At 73.6% G+C, this 25233-nt stretch carries 23 protein-coding genes; 12 read left to right on the top strand and 11 right to left on the bottom strand.

The features are described from left to right. Window positions 1–99 precede the first annotated feature (99 nt). On the bottom strand, window positions 100–1812 hold the full coding sequence (locus ACWCYO_RS28880; RefSeq protein WP_449785831.1) for a hydrogenase maturation protein: 1713 nt from the start codon (window positions 1810–1812) through the stop codon (window positions 100–102). A gap of 174 nt (window positions 1813–1986) precedes the next feature. Beyond that, window positions 1987–2910 carry a DUF4231 domain-containing protein gene (locus ACWCYO_RS28875; protein WP_270144886.1) on the bottom strand — a complete coding sequence of 308 codons (924 nt, stop codon included), beginning with the start codon at window positions 2908–2910 and terminating at the stop codon, window positions 1987–1989. Between the two features lie 131 nt (window positions 2911–3041). Here ACWCYO_RS28875 and ACWCYO_RS28870 point away from each other — a divergent pair, with 131 nt between their 5' ends. Continuing rightward, a complete protein-coding gene (locus ACWCYO_RS28870) occupies window positions 3042–3494 on the top strand; it encodes a VOC family protein (RefSeq protein WP_449785830.1) in 453 nt (150 codons plus the stop codon). A 68-nt stretch (window positions 3495–3562) separates the two neighbouring features. On the opposite strand, the gene ACWCYO_RS28865 is transcribed toward ACWCYO_RS28870, so the two are convergent. Then, entirely contained in the window at window positions 3563–4969 is a 1407-nt protein-coding gene (locus ACWCYO_RS28865; RefSeq protein ID WP_449785832.1) for an NCS2 family permease, read from the bottom strand. A 236-nt stretch (window positions 4970–5205) separates the two neighbouring features. Between ACWCYO_RS28865 and ACWCYO_RS28860 the strand changes: the two genes are divergently transcribed. The 3 genes from ACWCYO_RS28860 (at window position 5206) to ACWCYO_RS28850 (ending at window position 8347) form a co-directional block, all read left to right on the top strand. Then, the gene (locus tag ACWCYO_RS28860) at window positions 5206–5520 is read left to right on the top strand and encodes a DUF2530 domain-containing protein (protein ID WP_270144889.1); all 315 of its coding nucleotides are present in this window, start codon (window positions 5206–5208) and stop codon (window positions 5518–5520) included. 52 nt (window positions 5521–5572) lie between these two features. Next, window positions 5573–8029, top strand: coding sequence for an HAD-IC family P-type ATPase (locus ACWCYO_RS28855; protein ID WP_270144891.1), 2457 nt, complete (start codon window positions 5573–5575; stop codon window positions 8027–8029). Between the two features lie 111 nt (window positions 8030–8140). Beyond that, the gene (locus ACWCYO_RS28850) at window positions 8141–8347 is read left to right on the top strand and encodes a hypothetical protein (protein WP_270144893.1); all 207 of its coding nucleotides are present in this window, start codon (window positions 8141–8143) and stop codon (window positions 8345–8347) included. Between the two features lie 2 nt (window positions 8348–8349). On the opposite strand, the gene ACWCYO_RS28845 is transcribed toward ACWCYO_RS28850, so the two are convergent. Both ACWCYO_RS28845 and ACWCYO_RS28840 read right to left on the bottom strand, forming a co-directional pair. Then, a complete protein-coding gene (locus tag ACWCYO_RS28845) occupies window positions 8350–11646 on the bottom strand; it encodes a sacsin N-terminal ATP-binding-like domain-containing protein (protein WP_449785829.1) in 3297 nt (1098 codons plus the stop codon). 377 nt (window positions 11647–12023) lie between these two features. After that, a complete protein-coding gene (locus tag ACWCYO_RS28840) occupies window positions 12024–12905 on the bottom strand; it encodes a DUF3027 domain-containing protein (RefSeq protein WP_270151075.1) in 882 nt (293 codons plus the stop codon). Between the two features lie 590 nt (window positions 12906–13495). Between ACWCYO_RS28840 and ACWCYO_RS28835 the strand changes: the two genes are divergently transcribed. The 4 genes from ACWCYO_RS28835 (at window position 13496) to ACWCYO_RS28820 (ending at window position 17246) form a co-directional block, all read left to right on the top strand. Next, a complete protein-coding gene (locus tag ACWCYO_RS28835; RefSeq protein ID WP_405000815.1) occupies window positions 13496–14854 on the top strand; it encodes an MFS transporter in 1359 nt (452 codons plus the stop codon). Between the two features lie 84 nt (window positions 14855–14938). Continuing rightward, a complete protein-coding gene (locus ACWCYO_RS28830) occupies window positions 14939–15499 on the top strand; it encodes a hypothetical protein (protein ID WP_270144897.1) in 561 nt (186 codons plus the stop codon). Window positions 15500–15508: 9 nt separating this feature from the next. Further along, complete coding sequence (locus tag ACWCYO_RS28825; protein WP_270144898.1) at window positions 15509–16396, top strand: futalosine hydrolase; 888 nt, start codon at window positions 15509–15511, stop codon at window positions 16394–16396. Further along, the gene (locus tag ACWCYO_RS28820; protein ID WP_449785828.1) at window positions 16389–17246 is read left to right on the top strand and encodes a 1,4-dihydroxy-6-naphthoate synthase; all 858 of its coding nucleotides are present in this window, start codon (window positions 16389–16391) and stop codon (window positions 17244–17246) included. The genes ACWCYO_RS28825 and ACWCYO_RS28820 overlap by 8 nt, the downstream gene beginning before the upstream one ends. Before the next feature lie 16 nt (window positions 17247–17262). On the opposite strand, the gene ACWCYO_RS28815 is transcribed toward ACWCYO_RS28820, so the two are convergent. After that, complete coding sequence (locus ACWCYO_RS28815; protein WP_270144901.1) at window positions 17263–17646, bottom strand: cold-shock protein; 384 nt, start codon at window positions 17644–17646, stop codon at window positions 17263–17265. A 501-nt stretch (window positions 17647–18147) separates the two neighbouring features. Here ACWCYO_RS28815 and ACWCYO_RS28810 point away from each other — a divergent pair. Beyond that, the gene (locus ACWCYO_RS28810; protein WP_270144903.1) at window positions 18148–18387 is read left to right on the top strand and encodes a hypothetical protein; all 240 of its coding nucleotides are present in this window, start codon (window positions 18148–18150) and stop codon (window positions 18385–18387) included. Here ACWCYO_RS28810 and ACWCYO_RS28805 read toward each other — a convergent pair whose 3' ends face one another. Further along, window positions 18388–19017 carry an HAD family hydrolase gene (locus ACWCYO_RS28805; protein WP_449785827.1) on the bottom strand — a complete coding sequence of 210 codons (630 nt, stop codon included), beginning with the start codon at window positions 19015–19017 and terminating at the stop codon, window positions 18388–18390. A gap of 128 nt (window positions 19018–19145) precedes the next feature. On the opposite strand from ACWCYO_RS28805, the gene ACWCYO_RS28800 reads away from it, so the two are divergent. Continuing rightward, a complete protein-coding gene (locus ACWCYO_RS28800) occupies window positions 19146–20129 on the top strand; it encodes an ABC transporter substrate-binding protein (protein ID WP_270144907.1) in 984 nt (327 codons plus the stop codon). A gap of 104 nt (window positions 20130–20233) precedes the next feature. Beyond that, window positions 20234–20923, top strand: coding sequence for a VC0807 family protein (locus ACWCYO_RS28795; RefSeq protein WP_449785826.1), 690 nt, complete (start codon window positions 20234–20236; stop codon window positions 20921–20923). 1 nt (window position 20924) lies between these two features. Here the strand turns inward: ACWCYO_RS28795 and ACWCYO_RS28790 are convergent, their stop codons facing one another. Then, window positions 20925–21713 carry an AraC family transcriptional regulator gene (locus tag ACWCYO_RS28790; protein ID WP_449785825.1) on the bottom strand — a complete coding sequence of 263 codons (789 nt, stop codon included), beginning with the start codon at window positions 21711–21713 and terminating at the stop codon, window positions 20925–20927. Window positions 21714–21779: 66 nt separating this feature from the next. Between ACWCYO_RS28790 and ACWCYO_RS28785 the strand changes: the two genes are divergently transcribed. Then, window positions 21780–22367, top strand: a complete 588-nt coding sequence (locus ACWCYO_RS28785) for a TIGR03086 family metal-binding protein (protein ID WP_449785824.1) — start codon at window positions 21780–21782, stop codon at window positions 22365–22367. Between the two features lie 11 nt (window positions 22368–22378). Here ACWCYO_RS28785 and ACWCYO_RS28780 read toward each other — a convergent pair whose 3' ends face one another. From ACWCYO_RS28780 to ACWCYO_RS28770, 3 genes are read right to left on the bottom strand one after another with little or no spacing between them, the layout of a single operon-like run. Next, complete coding sequence (locus tag ACWCYO_RS28780; RefSeq protein ID WP_270144914.1) at window positions 22379–22795, bottom strand: nuclear transport factor 2 family protein; 417 nt, start codon at window positions 22793–22795, stop codon at window positions 22379–22381. A 50-nt stretch (window positions 22796–22845) separates the two neighbouring features. Further along, complete coding sequence (locus ACWCYO_RS28775; RefSeq protein ID WP_449785823.1) at window positions 22846–23715, bottom strand: LysR family transcriptional regulator; 870 nt, start codon at window positions 23713–23715, stop codon at window positions 22846–22848. Between the two features lie 42 nt (window positions 23716–23757). Beyond that, the gene (locus tag ACWCYO_RS28770) at window positions 23758–24981 is read right to left on the bottom strand and encodes an RNA-guided endonuclease InsQ/TnpB family protein (protein ID WP_270144917.1); all 1224 of its coding nucleotides are present in this window, start codon (window positions 24979–24981) and stop codon (window positions 23758–23760) included. Between the last annotated feature and the right edge of the window lie 252 nt (window positions 24982–25233).

Genomic DNA, 25233 nt, shown 5'->3' with positions numbered 1-25233 from the left:
GAGTTCCCGATCGTCTACGCCTGCGCCCGTGACGGCGTCGCCTCGCTGACCAAGCCGGAGAACGGCACCGTCCCCGGCCGGACGTCTTCGCGTGGGGAGCTACTCGGGCTTGCCGAGCAGCCCCGTCAGGTGCTCCGGCGTGGCCACCGGGCAGACCTTGTGCACGAAGTCCCGCCGCAGCGCGTGGTAGGGCTCGCCCGTCCGGTAGAAGTTGGCGTGCATCCGGCGCAGTTCCTCCGCCCGGTACTCGGCCAGCGGCTTCGCCTCCTCGTCCTCGGCGCGGCGGCGCTTCTTGTCCACCAGCCGTCCGGTGAGCTCGGGCGAGTCGGCCAGCCGGGCGGCCTCCCGGGCCACCCAGCGGCGGAAGTCGGCCGCGTCCCCGCCGACCGTGCGGTCCACCAGGCCGATCCGGCGGGCGTGTTGGGCTCCGACCGGCAGCGCCTCGGTGGTGAGCCGCTCGGCCTGTTCGGCGCCGACCCGGGCCGGCAGGGTGTACGTCCAGTACTCGGAGCCGTACAGGCCCATCAGCCGGTAGTGCGGGTTGAGCACGGCCGAGTCCCGGCACCACACCTCGTCGGCGGCGAGCGCCAGCATCAGGCCGCCGGCCGCCGCGTTCCCGGCCAGCGCGGCGACGGTCAGCTTGTCGCTCGTGGTCAGGATCGCCTCGACCAGGTCGTCCATCGCGTTGATGTTCTCCCAGGACTCCAGCGCCGGGAAGGCCGAGCCCTCGATGACGTTGAGGTGGATCCCGTTGGAGTAGAAGTCCCGGGGCGCGCCCAGCACCAGCACCGAGGTGGGCCGCTCGGCGGCCGTACGGTAGGCGGCCAGCAGCCGGCGGCACTGCTCGGTGCTCATCGCCCCGCCGGGGTAGGCGAACTCCAGGAAGCCGACGTCGCCCTCCTCCCGGTAGCGCAGCTCCGACCAGGTTTCGCGGCGGGCGGCCTGCGCCGGGGTCACCGGCACCTCGCGGACCCGGTGCAGCTCGTCGGCGAGCACCGTCGCGGCCGGCAGCTTGAAGGTGACCGGCCCGCCGGGGGTGCGGCGCGGGCGCAGCTGCGGGATCCAGACCGCGCCGTCCACGGTGGCCCGGCAGATCGCGCCGTCCCGGGTGGCGAGGACGGCTCCGGGCTCCGGTCCGCGCAGCTCGTCCTCGGGGTGGCCGCCGTGCAGGAAGAACTCGCGCCCGTACAGCTCGTCCAGCACGCCGGGCTGGGAGTCGGCGGCGCGCAGCTTGCGCAGCACGGTGGCGGTGTCGTCCTGCTGCCAGTCGATCCGGCGCACCTCCTGCTTGAGGAACGGCCGCAGCTCGCCGCGCACGTCGGGTCGGGCGTAGTCGAGCGGCTCGGGGGTGAACAGCCCGCCCTCGTAGCGCTGGACGGCCAGCAGGACGGCTTCGACGGCGGCGTCCGCGACCTCGCCGCGGTACAGCTCGCTCTTGCCGCAGTCCGGCACGGCGAACTCGACGGACGCCCAGATGTCACCGGCGTCCATCTCCTCGACGGCCTGCAGCACGGTGACGCCCCAGCGCCGGGCGTCCTCGGTGATCGCCCAGTCGAGCGAGGAGGGGCCGCGGTCACCCTTGGGGCCCGGGTGCACGATCAGCACCGTCCGGGTGGACCAGATGTCCGCCGGGACGGCCCGGGTGAGCATCGGGCAGATGATCAGCTCCGGGTCGACGCGGGCCACCGCGTCCCTCATCTGCTCGTCGCCGAGCGCGAGTTGGACGGCGACCTGGTGGCCGCGCTCGCGCAGCTCGGTGTGGACGCGCTGGGTCAGGCTGTTGAACGCGGTGGCGATCAGGAGAATGCGCACAGGGGGCCTCCGGGCAGGGGACTGCGGGTCGCGCGGAGGCGATGAAACCAGGGCATGGACACGTAATGGTTACGGTTCGCGCCCCGGCGCCCGACCCTCACGCACCCCCCACACGCTTTCGCCGGATCTCCCCAGCCCCTCCCCGCAGTCGGACCAGGGCTCGTCAGACAAGCCCTAACGCGGGAACGCCCGGCGGGCCCGCCAGGTGGTGTGCTCGCGGGAGACCGCGTCCTCCGCCTCGGCGGCCAGCCGGGCCCAGCGCGCCTCCGCGTCCGGCGCCTTGAGATCGAGGTCGGAGAGCTGGTTGCCGACGTTCTCCAGCTCGCGCGCGGCCAGCTGGTAGGCGGCGGCCAGCGGGCGCAACTGCTTGAGCTGCGTCCAGGCGATGATCGCGGCCGCCGCGGCCGAGCTGGCGCCGAAGATGTGCACCTCCAGGGCGCCGGTGGCCTGGGCGATCGCCGCCGCCGCGCCGATGATGATCAGCGTCGCGATGCCGAGCCCCCAGGAGACCGACTGGGACTCGCAGGACTCGGCCCGGGAGCGGTACCAGGTGCGCTGGCCCTCGACCCGGGTGCGCAGGTAGAGGGTGCGCCGGGCGGTCAGGCTGTCGGCCCGGGCACGTCGCATCTCCTCGGTGATCTCCGGGACGCTGCCGGGCGGCACGATCTCCGGGTCCTCGAAGGCCCGCAGCACGTCCTCGACCTGCAGCAGGTAGCCGCGGTCGGCGTCCGCCGACTCGGCCTCGCCGTCGAAGGGCCGGGCCCGGACGCTGTACTTCCAGGCCAGCGTCTTGACCGACTCGGCGGCCGCCCGGGCCTCGTACCACCGGCCCTGCGGGTTGCTGCGGCGCAGCCGGGACCAGAAGTAGCCGGCGATCAGGAAGGCCGCCACCGAGAACAGTGGCTTGATGTCGCTGTCGCCCTTGTGGTCCGGGCCCGGGAGCGACCCGATCAGCGCGGCGACCACCAGCATCGCGATCAGTCCGCGGTGCCAGCGGAGCGTCTCGCGCTGTCCGTCCAGCGAGGCCCGGTCCGCCCGCCAGAACAACTCCGGCAGCAGTCGCGCCTCGACTCCCCCGGGCGGATCCTGTTGCACCATCGGTCGAGTCCCCTCCCCGTCTCCGTCCAGGCAGTATGCCCGCCGCCAACTGGCCTACACAGTCGCCTTTTTGACACTTTCCGACCGCGTCCGATTGCTCCGTCGCCCGCGTAACCTATATAAACGGTTACATGCCGCTGCACTGGAAGCTCGTCATCGACTGCGCCGACCCGCACCGCCAGGCCGCCTTCTGGGGCGCCGCCCTCGACTACGCTGTCGAGGACCACAGCACGCTGATCACCCGCCTCCTGGCCGCCGGCGCGACCACCCCGGACGCCCTCACCGAGGTCGACGGCCACCCCGCCTGGCGCACCCTGGCGGCCGTCCGCCACCCCGAGGACCCGTACGACCCGGCCTCGGACACCGGCCTGGGCCGCCGCATCCTCTTCCAGGCCGTCCCCGAGGCCAAGCAGCAGCCCAAGAACCGCCTCCACCTGGACGTCCACCCCGGGCCGGGCGAGCGCGCGGCCACCGTCACCCGCCTCGAAGTCCTCGGCGCCACCGTCCTGCACGAGGTCAGGGAGCCGGCCGGGGAGTGGACCGTCATGCGGGACCCGGAGGGCAACGAGTTCTGCGTCCACTGACCCGGCCCACCGAGTACGCCGAAGGGCCCTCCCCGCGGCGCGGGGAGGGCCCTTCGGGGCGGTCCGGGTCAGAGCAGGCCGAAGGCCGGCATCAGGTAGTAGAAGGTGAAAACTCCGGCGACCGCGTACATCGCGACCGGCACCTCACGTCCCCGGCCAGCGGCAACGCGGAGGACGCAGAAGGTGATGAACCCGATACCCAAGCCGTTGGTGATCGAGTAGGTGAACGGCATCATCACGATGGTCAGGAAGGCCGGGATCGCGATGGTGTAGTCCGCCCAGTCGATCTCCTTGATCGAGTTGGCCAGGATCAGGAAGCCGACCGTGACCAGGGCCGGGGTGGCGGCCTGGGCGGGGACCATGGTGGCCAGCGGGGTGAGGAAGAGCGCCACCACGAAGAGGAGGCCGGTGACGATCGAGGCGAAGCCGGTGCGGGCGCCCTCGCCGACGCCGGCGGTGGACTCGACGAAGCAGGTGTTGGCGGAGGCGGAGGCGGCGCCGCCGGCCGCGGTGGCGATGCCGTCGACCATCAGGATCCGGTTGATGCCCGGCAGGTCGCCCTTCTCGTCCAGCAGGTGGGCCTCGTCGGCGACGCCGAGGATGGTGCCCATCGCGTCGAAGAAGCAGGACATCAGCACGGTGAAGACGAACAGCACGCCGGTCAGCACGCCGACCTTCTCGAAGCCGCCGAACAGGCTGACCTTGCCGACCAGCCCGAAGTCCGGGGCGGCCACCGGGTTGCCGGGCCAGGTGGGGACGGTGAGGCCCCACTTGAGCGCCGGGACGTCGGCGACCTCGTCGATCACCACGGCGAGCACGGTGGAGGCCGCGATGCTGATCAGGATCGCGCCGGGCACCTTGCGGATCACCAGGATCAGCGTCAGCACCAGGCCGAACACGAAGACCAGCACCGGGAAGCCGAGCAGGTGCCCGTTCCCGCCGAGCTGCAGCGGGACGGTGGTGTGGGCGACGTCCGGGATGCGGCTGACGAAGCCGGAGTCGACCAGGCCGACCAGGCTGATGAACAGGCCGATGCCGATCGCGATGGCCTTGCGCAGCCCGAGCGGCACCGCGTTCATGACCCGCTCGCGCAGACCGGTGGCGACCAGCAGCATGATCGCGAAGCCGGCCAGCACCACCATGCCCATGGCGTCCGGCCAGGTCATCTTGGGTGCGAGCTGCAGCGCCACGATGGTGTTGACGCCGAGGCCGGCCGCCAGGCCGATCGGCACATTGCCGATCACGCCCATCAGCAGGGTGGTGAGACCCGCGGTCAGGGCGGTGGCGGTGACCAGCTGGGCGCTGTCCAGGTGGGCTCCCGTCATGTCCGTGGCGCTGGCCAGGATGATCGGGTTCAGCACCAGGATGTACGCCATGGTGAAGAAGGTGGCGACACCGCCGCGGATCTCGCGCGGCAGGGTGGAGCCGCGCTCACTGATCCGGAAGTAGCGGTCCAGGGCGCCGGCGGGGGGCATCGGTGCGGGGGCCGCGGGTTCGGGCGACTCGGTGGTCGGCTGGACCACAGGCATTCGTGCGTCCTCTGTGGGGGAGCTGAGGAGGGGGAACGCCCGTGGCGACGGTGACCGGGCGTGGACCTTCAAGTATGGTTTCCGCATCGCACACGCGCTATCTTCGCGCGTAGAGCCCGGCCGGCGTCGGCAGTGCCCCCACCACGACCCCGGAGCCTCCCGCGCACCGTACGCTTGGCCCCATGCCCAAGACGCCGCTGCACCCCTCGCCCCCTCCGCTGGAGGCCAATGACGTCGCCATCGTCGGCGGCGGCACGGTGCTGTGGTTCGTCGCCTTCCTCGCCCTGCTCCCCTTCCAGGGCACCCTCTCCGACCACGGCCACGGCACCTGGCCCTGGATCTGCCTCTCCGGCGGCCTGCTCGGCCTGATCGGCCTCTGGTACTGCCGCGCCCGGCGGGACGCGATCGCCCGCAGCCGCGCCGCCGAGGCGGCCGCGCGGGAGGCGGAGAACGACGGCGCGGACAACGGCGCGGGCCCGGCCACCCAGTCGGACTGAATGGTCCTTTAGTAGCACGCATCGGACAAAAGGCACCCGTAGAGTCGGTGCCATGACGCAGCCTGCCCAGCCCGCGGAAGAGCAGCCGAGCGACGCGGCCCGCCCCGACGGAGCGCACCCGCTCGGACTGCTGCCCGGCCGGCGCGGCGGCCTGACCGCCGCCGAGGTGGCCGAACGCGTCGCGAACGGGCAGGTCAACGACGTCCCGGTGCGCTCCAGCCGGTCCGCCAAGGAGATCGTCCGGGCCAACGTCTTCACCCGGTTCAACGCCATCATCGGCATCATGTTCGGGATCATCCTGATCGTCGGCCCCCTCCAGGACGGCCTGTTCGGCCTGGTCATCGTGGCCAACACGGCGATCGGCATCCTCCAGGAGCTGCGTGCCAAGAAGACCCTGGACAGCCTGGCACTGATCGGCGAGGCCCGTCCGCAGGTCCGCCGGGACGGCAGCGTCCAGCAGATCACCGTCTCCGGGATCGTCCTCGACGACACCGTGCTGCTCGGCATCGGCGACAAGGTGATCGTGGACGGCGAGGTCACCGAGGCGGACGGCCTGGAGATCGACGAGTCGCTGCTCACCGGCGAGCCCGACCCCGTCCTCAAGCAGCCCGGCGACCAGGTGATGTCCGGCAGTTTCGTGGTGGCCGGCGCGGGCGCCTTCACCGCCACCAGGGTCGGCCGCGAGGCCTACGCGGCCCAGCTGGCCGAGGAGGCCAGCAAGTTCACCCTGGTGAAGTCGGAGCTGCGCAGCGGCATCAACAGCATCCTGCGGTTCATCACCTACCTGCTGATCCCCACCGCCCTCGGTCTGATCGTCAGCCAGCTGGCCGTCGAGGGCCGCGACTGGCGCGAGGCCGTGCGCCGGATGGTCGCCGGCATCGTGCCGATGGTCCCCGAGGGCCTGGTGCTGCTGACCTCGGTCGCCTTCGCGATCGGCGTGATCCGGCTGGGCCGCAGGCAGTGCCTGGTCCAGGAGCTCCCGGCGATCGAGGGCCTGGCCCGGGTGGACACCGTCTGCCTGGACAAGACCGGCACCCTCACCGAGGGCGGCATGGACGTGATCGACCTGCGGATGATCTCCGACGACGAGCCCGCCCCGGTCGACAAGGACACCATCCAGCAGGCGCTCGCCGTGATGGCCGGCGCCGACGCCCGCCCCAACCCGTCCATGCAGGCCGTGATCGACGCCTACGGGCGCGGCGAGGGCGCGGGCCCGGGCGGCAACGGCTGGCGGGTGATCGAGGCGATGCCCTTCTCCTCCGCCCGCAAGTGGAGCGGCGTGCAGCTGCTGGAGCCCCAGGGCGGTGAGGCCAGCTGGCTGCTCGGCGCCCCGGACGTGCTGCTGCCCGCCGGGCACCCGGCGCTCGCCGAGGTGGACGAGCTGGGCACCCGGGGCCTGCGGGTGCTGCTGCTCGGCCGCACGCCCGTCCCGCTGGACTCCCCCGACCCGGCTTCCGGCCTCGTCCCGCTGGCCCTGGTGGTGCTGCAGCAGCGGCTGCGCTCGGACGCCGCCGAGACCCTGCGCTACTTCGAGGGGCAGGACGTCCGGGCCAAGGTGATCTCCGGCGACGCGGCCGTCTCGGTCGGCGCGGTCGCCGGGCACCTCGGGCTGCCCGGCGCGGACCACCCGCTGGACGCCCGCACCCTGCCCGAGGACCCGCAGCGGCTCGCCGAGACCGCCGACCGGACCAGCGTCTTCGGCCGGGTCACCCCGCAGCAGAAGCGCCTGCTGGTCGGCGCGCTGCAGTCGCGCGGCCACACCGTGGCGATGACCGGCGACGGCGTCAACGACGTGCTCGCGCTCAAGGACGCCGACATCGGCGTGGCGATGGGCACCGGTTCGGACGCCACCAAGGCCGTCGCCCAGATCGTGCTGCTCAACGACTCCTTCGCGACCCTGCCCTCGGTGGTCGCCGAGGGCCGCCGGGTGATCGGCAACATCGAGCGGGTGGCCGGACTGTTCCTGGTCAAGACGGTGTACTCGGTCCTGCTGGCGCTGCTGGTGATCTTCACCCACTCGCCGTACCCGTTCCTGCCCCGGCACTCCACCGTGCTGTCCACCCTCACCATCGGCGTGCCGGCCTTCTTCCTCGCCCTCGCCCCCAACAACGAGCGCGCCCGCACCGGCTTCGTGAAGCGGGTGCTGCGGCTGGCGGTCCCCGGTGGCGCCATCGCCGGCACCGGCACCTTCGTCGCCTACTCGCTCGCCCGGGCCGACCACGCGACCGACCTCAAGGCCGACACCAGCGTGGCCACCCTGACGCTGTTCCTGATCGCCATCTGGGTGCTCGCCCTCGTCGCCCGCCCGTACAACTGGTGGCGGCTGCTGCTGATCGGCACCATGGGCCTCGCCTTCGCGCTGGTGCTGCTGATCCCCCCGCTGTCCGACTTCTTCCAGCTCCGCCTGGTCGGCCTGCGCGATCCCTGGATCGGCGTCGGCATCGCCGTGATCTGCAGCATCGCCCTGGAACTCGCCTGGCGCTGGATGAAGCGCCGCGGACTGGAATGACGCCCCCCAGGGCCTGTCCGGCCCCATGGCGTGTCTGACGATTCTCGCCGCGCGCTGATCCGACGCGAATCGTCAGACACGCCCTAGCATCTCCCCGAGAGGGGGTGCCGAATGGCGCGCAAGGGTGGGGAACTGGAGGCGTTCATCGCCTTCCTGGGCGGACTGCTGGCGGCCGGACTGGTGGCGCTGGCGATGGCGGGCGTCGGCCTGGCGGCCAGGCCGACACCCGCGGTGAAGACGGCGGCGCTGGTGACGCTCGGGGCGGTCTGGCTGACCGTCACCACCACCGTCTACCTGCGGCTCAAGCCCAGGAGCTGAACTCAGCCCTCGAAGTCCCGGGCCGCGGACAGCTCGTACGCCCGGTCCGGCTCGCTGAGCGCGGCCAGCACCTCGAAGCGCCGGTGCCACTGCCCGACCGACCAGGCGAGCCCGGCCGCCAGGCCCTCCGGGGTGGCCGCGTGCAGCAGTCCGGGCACCGGCGGGACCTCGAACTCGTCGTCCTCGTCGGCGGCTTCGGCCAGCTCCGGGTCGTACGGCGGCTCCGGGGCGTCCGCCTCGTGGTCCCACCGCCAGTCGACCGCGGCCTCGCCGCCGTCCGGGCCGACCACCAGCAGCTCCTCGTGCTCCTCGTAGGCGACCGGGCAGCCGGGCAGCAGCTCCCGCACCACGGCCGGGACGCGGTGCAGCACGCCTTCGGAGAGCACCCGTCCGCCGGCCACCTCGCTGGCCAGCGACACGTGCAGCCGCTCGGCGAGGTCCGCGGCGAGCGCCGGGGCGACCGGCAACAGCGGGTACGGGTGCAGCAGTTGGACCAAATCGGGGGCGTCCGCGACGACCGCCTCGGTGGCGTCCACCACCACCGTGTGGGCCGGGCGGCGCCCGGTGGCCGGGTCCAGCGGCGGCAACGCCCGTACCACGTCCAGCGGCTCGATCCGCTCGCGCTCCACCCGGGCCAACGCGCTGTGGATCCCGTGCAGTTGACGGTGTCCGACCTCGACGTCCGGGTCGGTGAGCCGGTCCAGCAGCTCGTCCGGCCCGTGCACCTCGGCGAGCAGCGCGGCCAGCGTGGTGCGCACCCCGAGCGCGTGCAGGAACTGCTCGTCCAGGGTGGTGCGGGCCTCGTCGTACAGGCCGCGCAGCAGCGGGTCGGCCCCGGCGGCGCGCAGCCCGGCGGGCTCGCGGCCGGCCAGCACCGGGTGGTCGCGCAGCCACCAGGCTGTGTACGGCGGCAGGTCGGCGTAGGAGCCGTCCGGCAGCAGGGTGCGCACCGGGTTGACCACGGCGTCCCGGTACGGCGGGCGGGCGAGCGCGGCGAGCGCCTCCGGCCAGGCGTCGTCGTCCACCAGGTCGAGGTCCCGCACGGCCAGCAGTTCGGCGGCCACCGGCGGCACGCCGACCACATCGTCGGCGTGCAGCGCCTCCAGGGCGTCCTCGGCCCACTCGGCGAGCCCGTCCGGCGCCTCGTCCAGCAGCCCGGTGGGGTGGCCGCCGGCCGCCCGGTCGGCGGGCACGGTCGGGTCGAGCCGCTCCAGGTCGTCCGGGTCGAGCACCACGTCCTCGGCGCGCACCAGCACGAAGTCGGCCAGCACGCCGGCGGCGGTGAGCACCTCGGGGCCCCAGCGCTCCAGCAGCTCGTCGTCCACCCAGCCGGCGTCCTCCTCCCGGGCGAGCGCGGCGAACGGGCTGCCGGGCAGCACCAGTTCGCCCGCCCGGGCGGGCTCGCCCTCGTCGTCCAGCAGCGCCAGCCGGGCCAGCCACGGGTGCTCACCGGCGGCCGGGGCGGCGGCCTTCACCAACGCCAGAACGGCGTCGGCCAGTTCGAGCGCGGCGTCCGGGTCGTCGTCGGCCAGCTCGTAGGAGCGGGCGACCGCCGCGCGCACCTCGGGGGTGTCCAGCACCCCGGCCGGGGTGGCGGTGCCGGCGCCCAGCTTGGCCAGCAGCGGGTGGGCGGCCTCGGGGTGGGCCAGCCGCAGGTCGAGCGTGGCGAGCGCCCCGGCCAGCGACTCGGGGTAGCCCGGGAAGGCCGCCCAGTCGGCGTCCTCGGAGGGCAGCAGCACCCGCCGCGGCCCGGTGACGGTCCGCCCGTCGGCGAGCGGCACGGGCAGCGCGCCGAGCGCCTCCGGGTCGGCCGCGCCGAGCGCCGCGTACAGGTTGCGCCACCAGGCCGGCTCGCGGTCCAGCCCGCCGAGCTGGTCCACCACCTCGGCCAGCGGCACCCGACGCACGTTCAGCACCCGCAGCTCGGTGCGGCGCTCCAGACCGGCCGGCAGCAGCCCGGGGAAGATCGGCGCGAGCGCGGCCACCACCGAGCCGTCCGCGCCCTCCAGCAGTGTCGCGTCCCGGGGCCGCAGCGCGGGCGTGCCCTCCTCGACGCCGCCCGGGTGCGGCAGGAACGGCGTGCCCGGCAGCCGGGACAGCACCGCCCCGCGCAGCGCGTTGTCCAGCGCGCCCTGCCCGAGCGGCCCGGGGACGAGCCCGAGCGAGCCGAGCGAGGCACCGCGGGCGCGCAGCAGGTCGGCGTAGCTGTCCGCGGCGCGCTCGGTGAGGAAGTCGGCGAGCGCACCCGGGGCGATGTGCCGGCGGGTGGAGTCCAGCGGGTAGGAGGCGATCAGCAGCGCGGGCAGGCCGATCGGCTCGTCGCTGGGGGTCGGCGCGTGCAGCACCGGCGCGATGGCGGGCCGCTGCGGGTTGCCGTCCTCCGCCACCGGGACGGCCCAGGTCACCGTCCAGTACGGGCGGGCGCGCTCCTCGGTGGGCCGGTCGGCGAGCAGCTCGGCGTCCAGCCGGCCGGAGGCGCCGACGGTCTGCCAGACCGTCCGCCGCAGCCGCCCTTCCGCGTCGTCGGTGACGGTCACCTCGGTGACGCCGTCCGGGCGCGGCTCGGCGGCGCTGCGGGTGAGCGTCCGGGTGCCCTCCGGGGTCTCCACCACGACCTCGGCCAGGCCCGGCAGGGTGAGCAGCAGGGCGTCGTCGATCCCGGCCAGCAGACGGCGGGTCAGGTCCTCGGCGGCGGCGTCCCGCAGTGGCAGCACCACCACGGTGTCGTAGCCCTCGGGCGCCGGGCCTTCGGCCGCGAACGGCAGCCGCAGCAGCGGCACGTGGCCGTCCCGGGCCCGCAGCTCGTCGGCCAGCGCGGGCTGCGCCGCGGCGAGCGCCCGGGCCTCGCCCAGCGACCAGCGCACCCCGCCCGCGGCGCCGAGCACGGCCGGCTCGTCGGTGACGGCGAGGACGGCGGCGAAGCCGACGCCGAACCGGCCGACCGCGGGCTCCTCGCCGCGCTTGGAGGAGGCGCGCAGGGTGGACAGCGACTCGACGGCCGCCGCGTCCAGCGGGGCGCCGGTGTTGGCGGCGGCCAGCACGCCGTCGGCCAGGGTCAGCCGCAGCCGCCCGGGGCCGTGCCCGGCCCGGACCGCCGCGTCGGCCGCGTTCTGCGCCAACTCGACCACCAGACGGTCCCGGTAGCCGCCGAGCGCCAGCTCCTCCTCGGCGTTGGCGTCCTCCCGGAACCGGGCCGGCGAGGCGGCCCAGGCGTCCAGCACCCGTCGGCGCAGCGCGGCGCTCCCGAACGGGTCCGCGGGGTGCTCGTCCGCGCCGCTGCCGATGATCCGAGGTTCCACTGGACCTGCCGCCTTCCGCCGCCCTGTACGTCGTAGGGGCATTCTTCCCTGCCCCACTGACTGCTCCCGACCACGCCCCGGTCCGACGGCGCCCCCACCCGTCGAATCCGCAGGCCGCGGAGCGGCGGAAGGCGCCCCGGTGGGGGCGGAAACGACCACGGCCGCCGAACGGCCCGGGCCCTGACGACGCCTGGACCACCACGGCCGCCGGGCCGGCACCCCACTGCCGGACCGACGGCCCGCCCCGCCGCCGCCCCGTGGACCCGGGGGTCCCCACGGACGGCAGGAAGGCCGGGGCCCGCGGTGGTCGGGCCCCTCGTCCGGAGGAATGCCGCGGCCCGCCCCACCGGTTCAGTGGGACGGGCCGCGAGGAGACCTCAGGAGTGGCCGAGCTCCTCCGCCGGGGCGTCCGGCTCGACCGAGCCGGAGGCGCGGTCCGGGTGGAGCTGCAGCGGCTCGACCACCAGCTCGTCCAGGATCAGCTCGGACGGCGCCGGCGGGGCCGGGATGACGGCCGCCTCGGAGTGCCCGCCGCAGCCGTACGCGAAGGAGACGATCTGGCCGTCGGCCGGACCGAACTCGTTGCCGCACACGCCGAAGGCCTGGCCGAGCGAGCCGCCGATCGGGATCAGGAAGCCGCAGCTGCTGCACGCGGCCGGCGCGGCCTGCGCCATCGGGGTCTGCGGGCCGTGCGCCTTCTCCCAGCGGTCGGCGGCCAGGTGCAGGCCGAGCCGGGAGAGCACCCGGCTGCGGCCCATGCCGAGCTCGTCGGCGACCGCGTTGATCTGGGCGCGGGCCGGCGCGGGCTGGACGTGCGGGTCGGTGACGACCACGTCCTCCTCGGCCGCGAGGGCGACCACGGAGTTCGGCGCGGGCTCGTCCTCGCCGCTCCAGCCGGGCTCCAGCCGCACGTCGTCGGCACCGGTCGGCAGCAGGTCGCCGGGGCCCATGTCGCCCGGGCGCAGCCGCTCGCTCCACGGCACCCACTCCGGCGCCAGCACCGCGTCCGGGCCGGGCAGCAGCACGACCTCGTCCAGCGTGACGTTCTTGGCGCGCGGCGCGCGGGCGACGGTGACCGCCCAGTGCCAGCCGCGGTAGGCCGCGTCCAGGCACTCGAAGCTGTGGGTGACGACGCGGTCGGCGTCCGCCTGCACACCCAGGTGCGGCCCGACCGCCTCCGCTCCGACGGCCTCCTCGGCAGCCTGGCGGGCGAGTTCGACGGCCTCGGCACAGAGCCGGTCGGGGGTACGGCTTCGCATCGCAGCACTCACGGCGTCGATTCTCTCCCAGTTCTTCTGTCGCCCACGGCGTGTTGCCTTCTCCGTCGCGGCTCGGTAGTCCCTCATCCATTCTGCGCGACCCGGGGCCGCCGCGGGTACCGGCCGCGCCGCTCGTCCGGCCTGCCGGCGCCCCTGCGCCCCGGCGGGCGGACCCTGGGGCAGGCTACCCGCCGGTCGGCGCCCCGGCACAGTCCGGGGCGGAGCCGACCCCTCCGGAGGCCGCGCCGAGCGGGTCCGAATCCCGCGTCACGGCGGCGATTCTGGGGCAGGATGGGCTTGTGGCGGACGACGACCCGTCGCAGCACGCACTGCGCGCCTCGCAGGCCGGCAGCCCCGACGAGGCGGACGCGGCGCCGCGACAGCAGCCTCCCGTCCCCGCTGCGGGCGAACCGCAGCCGGCGGACGGCGACCGGGCGTCCACCTCCCGGGTCAGCCTGGAGAAGTCCGGTCCGCCCGCCGCCGGGGCCCCGGGAACCGGCCCGCAGGACGTCCACACCCGCCACCTCCACGCGCTCGACGAGGACCTCGCCGAGGAGGCCGAGGAGTACCCCGAGCCGCGCCGCCACTTCCTGGTCCGCACCGCCTCCGCCGCCGGCCTGGGCACCGGCCGGCTGGTGCACGGCACCGGCCGCCGGATCCGCCGGGCCACCTCCGCCGAGGGCGCCGGCGAGTCCGGCCTGGCGAAGCTGATCGAACTGCACGCGCTGAACTCCTTCGGCGACATGCTGATCACCATCGCGCTGGCCTCCACCATCTTCTTCTCCGTCCCCACCGGCGAGGCCCGCGGCCGGGTCGCCCTCTACCTGCTGATCACGATGGCCCCGTTCGCCCTGCTGGCCCCGGTGATCGGCCCGCTGCTGGACCGGCTGCCGCACGGCCGTCGGGCGGCCATGGCGATGTCGATGCTGGCCCGGGCCGTGCTGGCCTGGACGATGGCCGGGGTGATCTCCGGTGGCGGCATCGCGCTCTACCCGGAGGCGCTGGGCGTGCTGGTGGCGTCCAAGGCGTACGGGGTGGTGCGCAGCGTGGTGGTGCCCCGGCTGCTGCCGAGCCGGCTGTCCCTGGTGAAGGCGAACTCCCGGGTCACCCTGGCCGGGCTGCTGGCCACCGGCGTGGCGGCCGCGGTGGGCGGGGCGCTGCACCTGATCGGGCCGGGCTGGCCGCTGCGCGGCGCCTTCCTGGTCTTCGTGGTCGGCACCCTGATGGCCTTCCACCTGCCGCACACGGTCGACTCGGCGAAGGGCGAGCAGCGGGCCGTGCTGCACGCCGAGCTGCCCGGCGAGGGCCGGGGTTCCCACCTGATCCACCACAAGCCCCCGAAGGTCAAGGCCTCGCTGCGCACCGTCGGCCCGTCGGTGGTGCTGGCCCTGCGGGCGATGGCGGGGATGCGCTGGCTGGTCGGCTTCCTGGTGTTCTTCCTGGCCTTCCTGCTGCGCACCGACCCGATCGGCGGCCTGCGGCCGACCCTGGCGCTGGGCCTGGTGGCGCTGGCGGCCGGGACGGGCAACGCGCTGGGGTCGGTGCTCGGCTCCTGGCTGCGCACCCGCGGCCCGGAGGCGACGGTCTCCGCGATGCTGCTGCTGGCGACCTGCGTGACGGCGGCGTCCGCGCTCTGGTACGGCGTGGTGACGGTGGTTCTGGTCGCCGGGGTGGCCGGGATGGCGGCCTCGCTGGGCAAGCTGGCGCTGGACGCGCTGATCCAGCGGGACGTCCCGGAGGCGGTGCGGACCTCGGCGTTCGCCCGTTCGGAGACGCTGATGCAGCTGTCCTGGGTGGTGGGCGGCGGGGTCGGCATCGTGCTGCCGCTGAACGGGGTGCTGGGCCTGTCGATCGCCGCCACGGTGGTCGGCCTGGTGCTGCTGTGGACGGTCCACTCGCTGCTGCGGCTGGGCCTGCGGCGGCACCCGGCCGCGCCCCGGGTGGCCTGACCCCGCTGACCGGGCGGCACGCGACAACACGCGGTGGCCGACCCCCGCGTAGCGTGATCGGCCGAGCCCGGTAGATTCTGACGCATGAGCCTCAATACCCGTGCCATCGCCGCCCTCGGCGCCGTCGTCGTGGTCGGCGCCGCCACGGTGGGCACCTCCGTCGCGATCGCCGCCGATCAGACCGAGCACATCAGCCACCGGGCCACCCTGACGGTCGGCACCACGTCGAAGGCGGCGGACCCGTTCTGCTGGAACAACGGCAGCCCGCTGACCGACGAGCAGCAGGACAAGTGCAAGACCGATGCCAAGCAGGCCCTGAAGGACGGCAAGCTGCCGTCCTCCGACGTGGTGCCGAGTGACCGGATCGGCGTCGGCGTCAGCCCGAACGTGGCCGAGACCGGCTGGTGGGCCTCCACGAACGGCGGCTCGTCCACCCAGGGCGGGCAGACCAGCCTGTTCTCGTACGCCCAGGGCCCGACCTTCTCCGGCCTCCAGACCGCCGGCTCGGTGCTGAACGCCAGCGGCCACACCCTGGTCACCGTGGTCGAGATCGACCGGAAGGCCGAGGCCCCGGTCGCCGTCTGGTACTTCCAGCTGAACGGCAAGAACGCCACCGACACCACCCAGGACTCCAGCAACGGCTGACGTCCCGCGATGACCGCGCACGTCGCCGACGCGCACCCCGGGCAGCCGGGCCCCGAACGGGCTCGGCTGCTCGTCGTCGTCGCGGTCCCGGCCGAGGCCGAGGCGGTGCTGCGCGGCCTGGCCGGCGAGGCCTGCGCCGTGACGCTGCCCGGCGGGGTGCTGCACCGCTGCGCCGGCGCGCCGGTGGACGTCCTGGCCGCCGGGGTCGGACCGGCCGCCGCCGCGGCCGCCGCCGCCTCCGCCCTGGCGGCCGGCTACTCGCGCGCTCGCCTCCGGGGCGCTCCTGACCCGGCGCCGACGGTGGGCGGGCACTGCGCCACCTCCTCCGTCGGCGGCTTGGCCCTTCTGCCTTCCGGCACCGGCGCGCCGCCCGGCGCGAATCCGTACGGCCTGGTCGCCTCGGCCGGGATCGCCGGCGGGTTCGCCCCGCACGCACCGGTCGGCACCACCGTGCTGGCCGACGCGATCGTCGCCGCCGACCTCGGCGCCGAGACCCCCGAGGGCTTCGCCGACGTCACCGAGCTGGGCTTCGGCACCGTCCGGCACACCCCGCCCCCGGTCGCCGTCGCGCTCGCCGCGAAGGCGCTGGCCGCACGCGAGGTCCGCGCCGTGACCGGCCCGGTGCTGACCGTCTCCACCGTCACCGGCAGCGCCGAGCGGGCCGCCGCCCTGGCCGCCCGTCACCCGGGCGCCGCGGCCGAGGCGATGGAGGGTTTCGGCGTGGCCGAGGCCGCCGTCCGGTACGGCGTGCCGGCCTTCGAGCTGCGCACCGTGTCCAACCCGGTGGGCCCGCGCGACCGGACCGCCTGGCGGATCGGCGAGGCGCTGGCCGCCCTGGAGAAGGCCTTCGCGGCCCTGCCCGTCCGAGAACTGATCGAGGAGGCCGGCCGTGGCTGAACGGCTGAGCATCGCGTACTCGCCCTGCCCGAACGACACCTTCGTGTTCCACGCCTGGGCGCACGGCGAGGTCCCCGGGGCGGACGCCCCCGAGGTGACCTTCGCCGACATCGACGTCACCAACGGCCTCGCCGAGCGCGGCGAGCTGGACGTGCTGAAGATCAGCTACGGTGCGCTGCCCTGGGTCCTGGCGGAGTACGCCCTGCTGCCGTGCGGCGGCGCGCTCGGGCGCGGCTGCGGCCCGCTGGTGCTCACCCTGCCGGGCGTCGGCTCCCCCGCGGACCTCGCCGGGAAGACGGTCGCGGTGCCGTCCGAGCGCTCCACCGCCTACCTGCTGTTCCGGCTCTGGGCGGCGCGGGCCGTGCCGGGCGGCTTCGGCGAGATCGTCGTCCTGCCGTTCCACGAGATCATGCCCGCCGTCCAGGACGGTCGGGTGGACGCCGGCCTGGTGATCCACGAGGCCCGCTTCACGTACCAGCAGTACGGCCTGCACAGCCTGGCAGACATGGGCGAGGCCTGGGAGCGGGAGACCGGCCTGCCGATCCCGCTCGGCGCGATCGTCGCCCGGCGCTCGCTGGGCGCCGAGCGGCTGCGCGAACTCGCCGCGACGATCCGCGCCTCCGTCCGGCAGGCCTGGGCGGACCCTTCGGCCAGCCGGGAGTACGTGCTGGCGCACGCCCAGGAGATGGACCCGGCCGTCGCCGACCAGCACATCGGGCTGTACGTGAACGAGTTCACCGCCGACCTCGGCGAGGAGGGCTACGAAGCCGTCCGCGCGCTGCTCACCCGGGCCGCCGCGGAGGGGCTGGTGCCCCCGCTCGACCCGGGTGCGCTCGCGTTCCCGTCGTAGGGACCGTTCAGACGGCTCAGACGTCGAACTGGTCGGCCACCGCGCGCAGCAGGCCGGCCAGCTTCTGGCCGGTCGGCTTGGCCGGGTAGCGCCCGCGCTGGAGGCCGGGCAGCACCGCGTCCAGGGTGGTGATCAGGTCCTGGACGATCGGCGCCATGTCGTCGGCGCTCCGGCGCTGGGCGGCGGCCACCGACGGCAGCGCCTCCAGCAGCTGCACGGCCATCGCCTGGTCCCCGCGGTGACCGGCGACCACGCCGAACTCGACCCGCTGGCCCGGCTTCAGCACGGTGACACCGGCGGGCAGCGCCTTGGTGTGGACGAAGACGTCGCCACCGTCGTCGCGCGACAGGAAGCCGAAGCCCTTCGTCTCGTTGAACCACTTGACCTGGCCGGTGGGCATCTCGAACAGTCCTCGAATGGGTGTGAGGGATCCCGGCCCGGGCCGGCGATCACTGGGTTGGGGTGGGAAGAAGACGACCGACCTCGACTCGACGCCCGCGGGCGCTCACGGCCGGTGCTTTGCCAGAAGCAGACTAACGGTCCGTCACTGCCTCATCCGCGTTCCGCGACGGATCCGCGTTCCGAGGCCCGTTCGGGGCGACGGGAACGCGGGGATCTGGCGGCCGCGGGCGACCCGGTACTGGCACGGCCGGGGCGCGGTTCGGCGCTGTCCATCGGCTCACACCCCCGGGTCTGAGGACACGGGACGCACCTGTAGCGCCCCTCGGCACCCCCTGCATACCCCCGCCCAGCAGGGATCAAAACGCATCGCTGCCGGGAAACTGCGCAACGTGACCGAGTCGCTCCGGTGAGCCGCTGCGGCGGGCGTTCTGCCAGACTGGACGGCGCAGACCGGGGCCCGACCGGGGCAGCCCGGCACAGCCCCGAGGAGTGAGCGGACGTGAGCAGCCAGAGCGCCGATCCCGGCGACGTGTACGTCAAGGCCGGGACGGTCGTCTTCGGCTTGGGCGCCCTCGCCACCCTGGTCACCTTCGTTCCGCTGTTCCTGCACCTGACGCCGCTGCCGACGGCCATGTACTGGCTGAGCATGCTGATGCCGGCCGGGTTCCTGTCCGCGCTGACCGGGCTGTTCCTGAACGCCCGGGCGCAGCGCGACCGGGCGCAGGCCCGGGAGTCCTAGCTAGGGCCTGCCGAGGTGCCGGTCGAGCCACTCCGGGAAGCCGGTGAGGTCGGCCAGCACCACGTCCGCCCCGGCCGCGCGCAGCTCGTCCGCGCCGTACGGGCCGGTGGCGACGGCGACCGCGACCGCCTCCGCGTGCCGGGCGCCCACGATGTCGCCGAGGTGGTCGCCGACGTAGATGCTCGCGCCGTTCGCCCGCAGCGCCTCGCCCTTGGTCTCCGCCCACAGGTCGCCGATCACGGTGTCGGCCCTCAGCCCGGCGTGCTCCAGGTGGAGCCGGGCGTTGGGCTCGTACTTGCCGGTGATCACCGCCACCCGCCCGCCGTGGGCGCGGACCGCCTCGACGGCGGCGTGCGCGCCGGGCAGCGGCACGGTCGGGGCGAAGGCGTGGTCGCGGTAGAGCTCGCGGTAGCGGTTCGCGGCCCGCTCCGCCTCGTCCTCCGGGAACCAGTTGCGGATCTCGTCCAGCAGCGGCGGACCGAGCCGGGTGACCGCCAGGTCCGCGTCGATGTGGGTGCCGGTCTCGGCGGACAGCGCCCGGTAGGTGGCGTGGATGCCCGGCCTGGTGTCCAGCAGCGTCATGTCGAGGTCGAAGCCGACGGTGAGCGGGGCGGGTGAGGTCGCAGGCATGGCGCCAGGCTACCGGGGGCCACCTGTGGGCCGAGAGGGCGGCAGCCGTGTGCGCTTAACCGCATTTCACGTCTGATTTCGGACATAATCGACGCACCCCCGATGCCTCACCGCCCGAGGACCCGCCGATGCCCCGGATCGCCCGCCGTACGCTCCTCGCCGGCCTCGGCGGAGCCGCGCTCACGGCGTGCACGTCCTCGTCCGGGGGCTCCCAACCACCGACCCCGGACGGCATCGAGGCGACCGGGTCGCCCTCCCCCGCCCCGGTGCCGCCGGTGACGGTGAACGCCGCGAACGGGCCGGTGCTGGTGCCGGGCGAGCCGCAGCGGGTGGTCGTCCTGGACACCGACGTGCTGGACTCCGCGCTGACCCTGGGCATCACCCCGGTCGGCGCCGCGCTCCCGGCCGCCGACACCCGCTTCCCCGACTACTGGCCGGCCTCCCGCACCGCGGAGATCCGGCTGGTCGGCCCGGCGGGCGCGCCCGACCTCGCCGCCGTACGGGCGCTGCGGCCGGACCTCATCCTCTCCAACCAGTCCCGCGACGGAGACCGGTACGACCAGCTGCGCGGAATCGCCCCGACCGTGCTCACCCAGACCTCCGGGGCGCCGTGGAAGGTGAACTTCCAGCTGCACGCCCAGGCGTTGAGCCGGGTGGCGGCCGCGGCGGCCTTCGTCACCGCTTACCAGAAGCACGCCGGGCAGGTGGCGCAAACGCTGTCGGAGGCGAAGCTGTCCGGACGCCGGGTGAGCCTGGTGCGCTTCGTCGAGGGCGGCGGGATCCGGCTGTTCGGACGGCAGAGCTTCCCCGGGATCGTGCTCGCCGACGCCGGGGTGGCGCGGCCGGACGCGCAGAACGTCGACCAGTCGGACTTCGAGATCCCGCTGGACCAGCTCGCCAAGGCGGACGGCGACCTGCTGCTCTACGCGACGTACGGCGACCCGGCGCGGGCGGGCACCGACGCGACGCTGGCGAGCCCGGATTGGCAGGCGCTCGGGGCGGTCAAGGCGCACCGGGTGCTCGAGGTGGACGACCAGCTGTGGTTCCAGGGGATCGGGTACACGGGCGCCAACTTCATGCTGGACGAGCTGCAGCGCTTCCTCGGGGCGTAGTCGGCGCACTGACGACATGTCGACTCGCCGGGAGTTGTGCAGGGGACCGGCTATTCCGACACAATGAGCCGCCAATCACAACAATCGTCCCGGGGGACAACACCATGTCAACTGCGGCAGCACCGACCGCTCCCGCCCGCAAGGGGAAGGCCGCCGCGTTCGGCTGGCTGATCAGCATCGCGTTCAACGTGGTCGCGCCGATCATGATCTACAACCAGCTGCACGACGCCGGCTACAGCGAGACCACCGCGATCCTGGCCTCCGGCCTCGGCCCGGTGGTCGACAGCGTCATCTACCTGGCCTGGCACCGCCGGATCGACGAGTTCGCCGTCGTCTCGCTGGTCTTCGTCGGCCTGACCCTGGTCGTCGCGCTGGTCGGCCCGACCGACCCGAAGATGCTGCTGGCCAAGGACTCCTTCGTCTCCGGCCTGCTCGGCGTGCTCTACCTGGTCTCGCTGGCCGCGCCGAAGCCGATCATGTTCTACTTCGGCCGCAAGTTCGCCACCGACGGCACCCCGGAGATGATCTCCTGGTGGAACTCGATGTGGCAGTACGAGGGCTTCCGCAAGGTCCAGCGCAACCTGACCCTCGTGTGGGGCATCGCCTTCGTGCTGGAGGCCGTGCTGCGGATCGTGTTCGTCTACACCCTGTCGCACGGGACGGTGGTGACGATCAACAACATCCTGCCGTACGTGGTGATCGGCGGGCTGGTGTACTGGACGATGACCTACGCCAAGCGGGCCAGCGCCCGCGGCCGGGCCGCCGCCGAGGCGGCTGCGGCAGCTGCCGCTTGATCTATGTCGAACTCGCGTAGCGGGCCGGGGAGATGCCGACCGCTGCGGTGAAGTCGCGGGTGAGGTGGGCCTGGTCGGCGTAGCCGAGTTCCGCGGCGAGCGCGGCCAGGTCCAACTTTCCTTCTGCTGCGGCGCGTTCGGCTGCCTCGTGCAGCCGGGCGCGGCGCAGCACCCACTTCGGGGAGGCGCCGACGTACTCGGCGAACAGCCGCTGGAGGCTGCGGACGGACACGCCCAGCTCGCGGGCCGACTCGTCCACCCGGCACAGGTCCGGGGAGCCGGTGATCCGCTCCACCATCGCGGCGACCTCCTCGGCGACCGGGTCGGGCGCGGGGAGGCGGGGGCGGAGGAAGTCGTCGACGAGTTCGGCGTCCGGGGCGTCGAGGATCCGGGCGTTGATCCGGTCCGTCTCCGGGCCGAAGTACTCGGCGGCGGGGACGGTCCGGTCGGCGAGGTCGCTCACCGGGTGCCCGGCGAGGGGCCGGAAGGCGCCGGGGCGGAACTTCACCCCCAGCACGTGCCCGGCCCCCTCCAGCCGGCGGACGAACAGCGAGCGGTCCACCCCGTAGACGAGGGCCCTGGGGGCCTCGAAGACGAGGTGGACGTTGGGGTGGGCGAGCACCTTCTGCTCGTACGGCGGGTGGCCTGTCAGGTCCCAGCGGACCAGCCAGTAGAACTCCACGAACCGCGCCACGGCGGCCGCGGGCGCCAACCGCTCCACGCTGATCAGCTCGGCTGCCCTGGCGGGATGCAGCACACCTCTGCCGAGGTCGGGTTCGGGAGCATCCATGATGGCCAGGCTAGTCGTCGCGTTTCTTCAAGACCGGGCAGCGCCGCCCGGCGCAGGCTTGGCGGCATGAACGCTCACCCGATGCACCCGTTCCTCGTCCGCGCCGCCGCTGCCGCGTCCGGCGTCGCCGCCGCCGTCCCGGCCGACCAGCCGCTGGACGCGCCGACGCCCTGCGGGGAGTTCGACGTGCGGGCGCTGATCAACCACTGGGTGCTCTACACCTCGCACGGCCTGGAGCACCGGGCCCGGCGCACCGAGCTGCCGGAGGAGCTGAGCTCCCGCGAGTTCACGGCCGATGCCGACTGGCGCACCGCGTACGCCGCGCAGTTGGAGCGGGCGGTGGCGGCCTGGGGCGAGCCGACCGCCTGGGAGGGGGACGTCGACCTCGGCGGGTCGCCCGTTCCGGCGGTGGGGATCGCCCGGATGCTGATCCTGGAGTTGGTGCTGCACGGCTGGGACGTCGCGCGGGCGGTCGGCGAACAGATCGCGGTCGACGAGGAACTCGCCCTGCTGGTCGGGGAGATCGTCGCGGAGAACGCCGAACTGTACCGGCAGTACGCGGGGTTCGCGGAGGCGGTGGCCGTGCCGGACGACGCCTCCGCGTGGGAGCGCGCGCTGGCGGCGTCCGGACGCGATCCGCGGTGGAAGGCCTGACCGGACTGGCCTCAGCCCATCAACTCCGGCGCGAAGTAGTCGCGCAGCCGAGCGATCTTCCCGTCGCGGATGCGGAAAATCTGCACCAGAGACACCACCACGTCGTCTCCGTCTCCGGCTCCGTCGAAGACCGTGTCGATCTCGGCGATGAACACGTCCGGGTCGGAGGTGGTGTGCAGGACGTAGCCGGACTTCTCCAGGTTGGGCGAACGCGCGCCCTTCACCGGGTGCTGCGCGTAGTACGCCGCCATGGCGCTGCGGATCTCCTCGCGGCCCACCAGCCTCCTGGGGAAGGCGGCACCGGCGGACATCAGCGGTGCCTCGAAGACACCGTCCTCGGTGAAGCACTCGGCGAGGGCGTCGGCGTTCCGGGTCAGGGCGCCGGCGTGGACGTAACTCTGGAAGATCTCCTGCGGTGTTCGGGACACGGTGACCTCCCTGGGCTCGACACTGAGGGCCACCCCATCACACATGCCGATCAGACGGGACACATGGCCGCGGTGAGTTTGGCGCGGAGGAGGCGGACCGCCGGGGACTGCTGGTCGCGGCGGGCGACCAGCCCGAGACGGGCGTTCGTGGCGGCGTCGGCGAACGGGACGGCCCGCAGGCCGGCGCCCTGTGCGGAGGAGGTGCTGAGGACGGCGACGCCCGCGCCGCGCTCGGCGAGGCGGAGCAGGGCGACCGGGGAGCTGGCGTCGATGTCCACCCGGGCGTCGAGGCCGAGCTGGGCGCAGGAGCGCTCGTAGGCGGCGCGGATGCCGGTGCCCGCAGACAGGCAGAGGACCTTCTCCCCGCCCAGGTCGGCGAGTTGGAGGGTGTCCCGGTCGAGCGGGTGACCGGCCGGGATGACGGCGGCGATCGGCTCGTCCACGACGACGTCGGCCTCCAGGCCCGGGTCGGTCTCGCCCGCGTAGCCGATCAGGGCCAGGTCGAGGGCGCCGGAGAGGACCTGCGCCTGGAGGAGGTCCGAGTGCCCCTCGTGCAGGCTCAGTTCGATGCCGGGATGGGTGCGACCGAGGTCCGCCACGGTGTCCAGGAACGGCGGGATCGAGCAGCCCGTGATCATGCCCAGCCGCACCCGGCCGCGCACCGCGTCGGCGAACTCGGCGGCGGTGTGCTGGATGGCTTCCAGGGTGGCGAGCGCGCTCTTGGCCAGCGGGAGGACAGCCTCGCCGGCCGGGGTGAGCCGGACCCGGCGGCCGGAACGTTCCAGCAGCTGCTGGCCCAACTCCCGCTCCAGCTTGGCCACCTGGGTGCTGATGCCGGACTGGCTGACGTGCAGGCGGTTGGCGGCGGCCGTGAAGGACCCCTCGTCGACCACGGCGACGAAGTAGCGCAGCTGGTGCATCTCCTTGACTTCCTCCCCCTCCTGAAGGGAGGGGGGTTCCCCTCAGCCTCGCGGCTGAGCCGCTGCGCGTGAGCGCGGCGGTGGGACGACTTCCTGCTTCACCGACGACCGCCCGCCCGGAGTGCTCCGTTGAGGTCTTACACCGTCTCCACAGGCTGCAACCGCCAGCCCGGCGGCCAGGATGTTCTTCGCCGCGTTGACGTCCCGGTCGTGGGTCGTTCCGCAGTCGCACGTCCACTCGCGGACGTTGAGCGGCATCCTGCCTCGCAGGGTGCCGCAGGTCGAGCACAGCTTGGACGAGGGGAACCACCGGTCAACGGTGATCACCTCACGCCCGTACCAGTCGGCCTTGTACTCCAGCATGGACCGCAGCTCGGTCCAGCTCGCGTCCGAGACCGCTCGGGCGAGTGTCCGGTTCTTGAGAATGTTCCGGACGGTCAGGTCCTCGATCACGATCGTTTGGTTCTCACGAACGAGTCGAGTGGTGAGCTTGTGCAGGAAGTCCCTGCGCCGGTCGGCGATCCGGGCATACGCCCGGCCGACCTTGATCCGGGCCTTCGCCCGGTTCGCACCGTCGCCCTTGGCCTTGCGGGCAAGGTCTCGCTGGGCCTTGGCGAGGCGTTCGCGGTCCTTGCGCTCATGCCTCGGGTTGGTGATCTTCTCTCCGGTGGAGAGCGTCACCAGGCTGGTGATTCCGGCGTCGATGCCCACGGCCGCGTTGACCGGTGCGGGCATGGCCGGCCGGTCGTCGCACAGCATGGAGACGAACCAGCGTCCGGCCGCGTCCTGCGACACCGTCACCGTGGACGGCGAAGCCCCCTCGGGGAGCGGACGCGACCAGACGATGGCCAGCGGTTCCGTCATCTTGGCCAGAGTCAGCCGGCCGTCCCGGTACCGGAAACCGCTGGTGGTGTACTCGGCGGACTTCCGGGACTTCTTCCGGGACTTGAACGTCGGGTACTTCGCCCGCCTGGCCCAGAAGTTGGCGAACGCGCCCTGCAGGTGCCGCAGCGCCTGCTGCAACGGGACCGACGACACCTCGGACAGGTAGGCCAGTTCCTCGGTCTTCTTCCACACCGTCAGCATCGCGGATGTGGCGTTGTAGTTCACCCGCTCCTGGCGCAGCGTCCACGCCTCGGTACGGGCCTGCAACGCCAGGTTGTAGACCTTGCGCACGCACCCGAACGTGCGCCACAGCTCAGCCGCCTGCGCATCGGTCGGGTGGAAGCGGTACTTGAACGCCCGCTTCACATGGCCACCAGTCATGCTCACAACCTAATGTGACAACAGGTTAGAGATCAAACCCGCGGGTCAGAGCACTACGGTCCGCCTTTGCGGCGAATCGCAGCCCCTGTCCTGCTCCGCAGGAGTTTCGTTTCCTCCCCCGGCTGAAGCCGGGGGTATCCACGAAAGGAATCCGATGACCGGTGACGACATGCGACGGGCGTGCCGGCCGCCCGGCGGATGCGGCGGACGGCCGGGCCGGCCAGGTCGTCACCGTCCGTGACAGCGATGGCC

The organism is Kitasatospora sp. NPDC001683 (genome assembly GCF_053596495.1).
The sequence above is the reverse complement of the archived record's forward strand: the minus strand, read 5'-3'. Positions and strand labels throughout refer to the sequence as shown.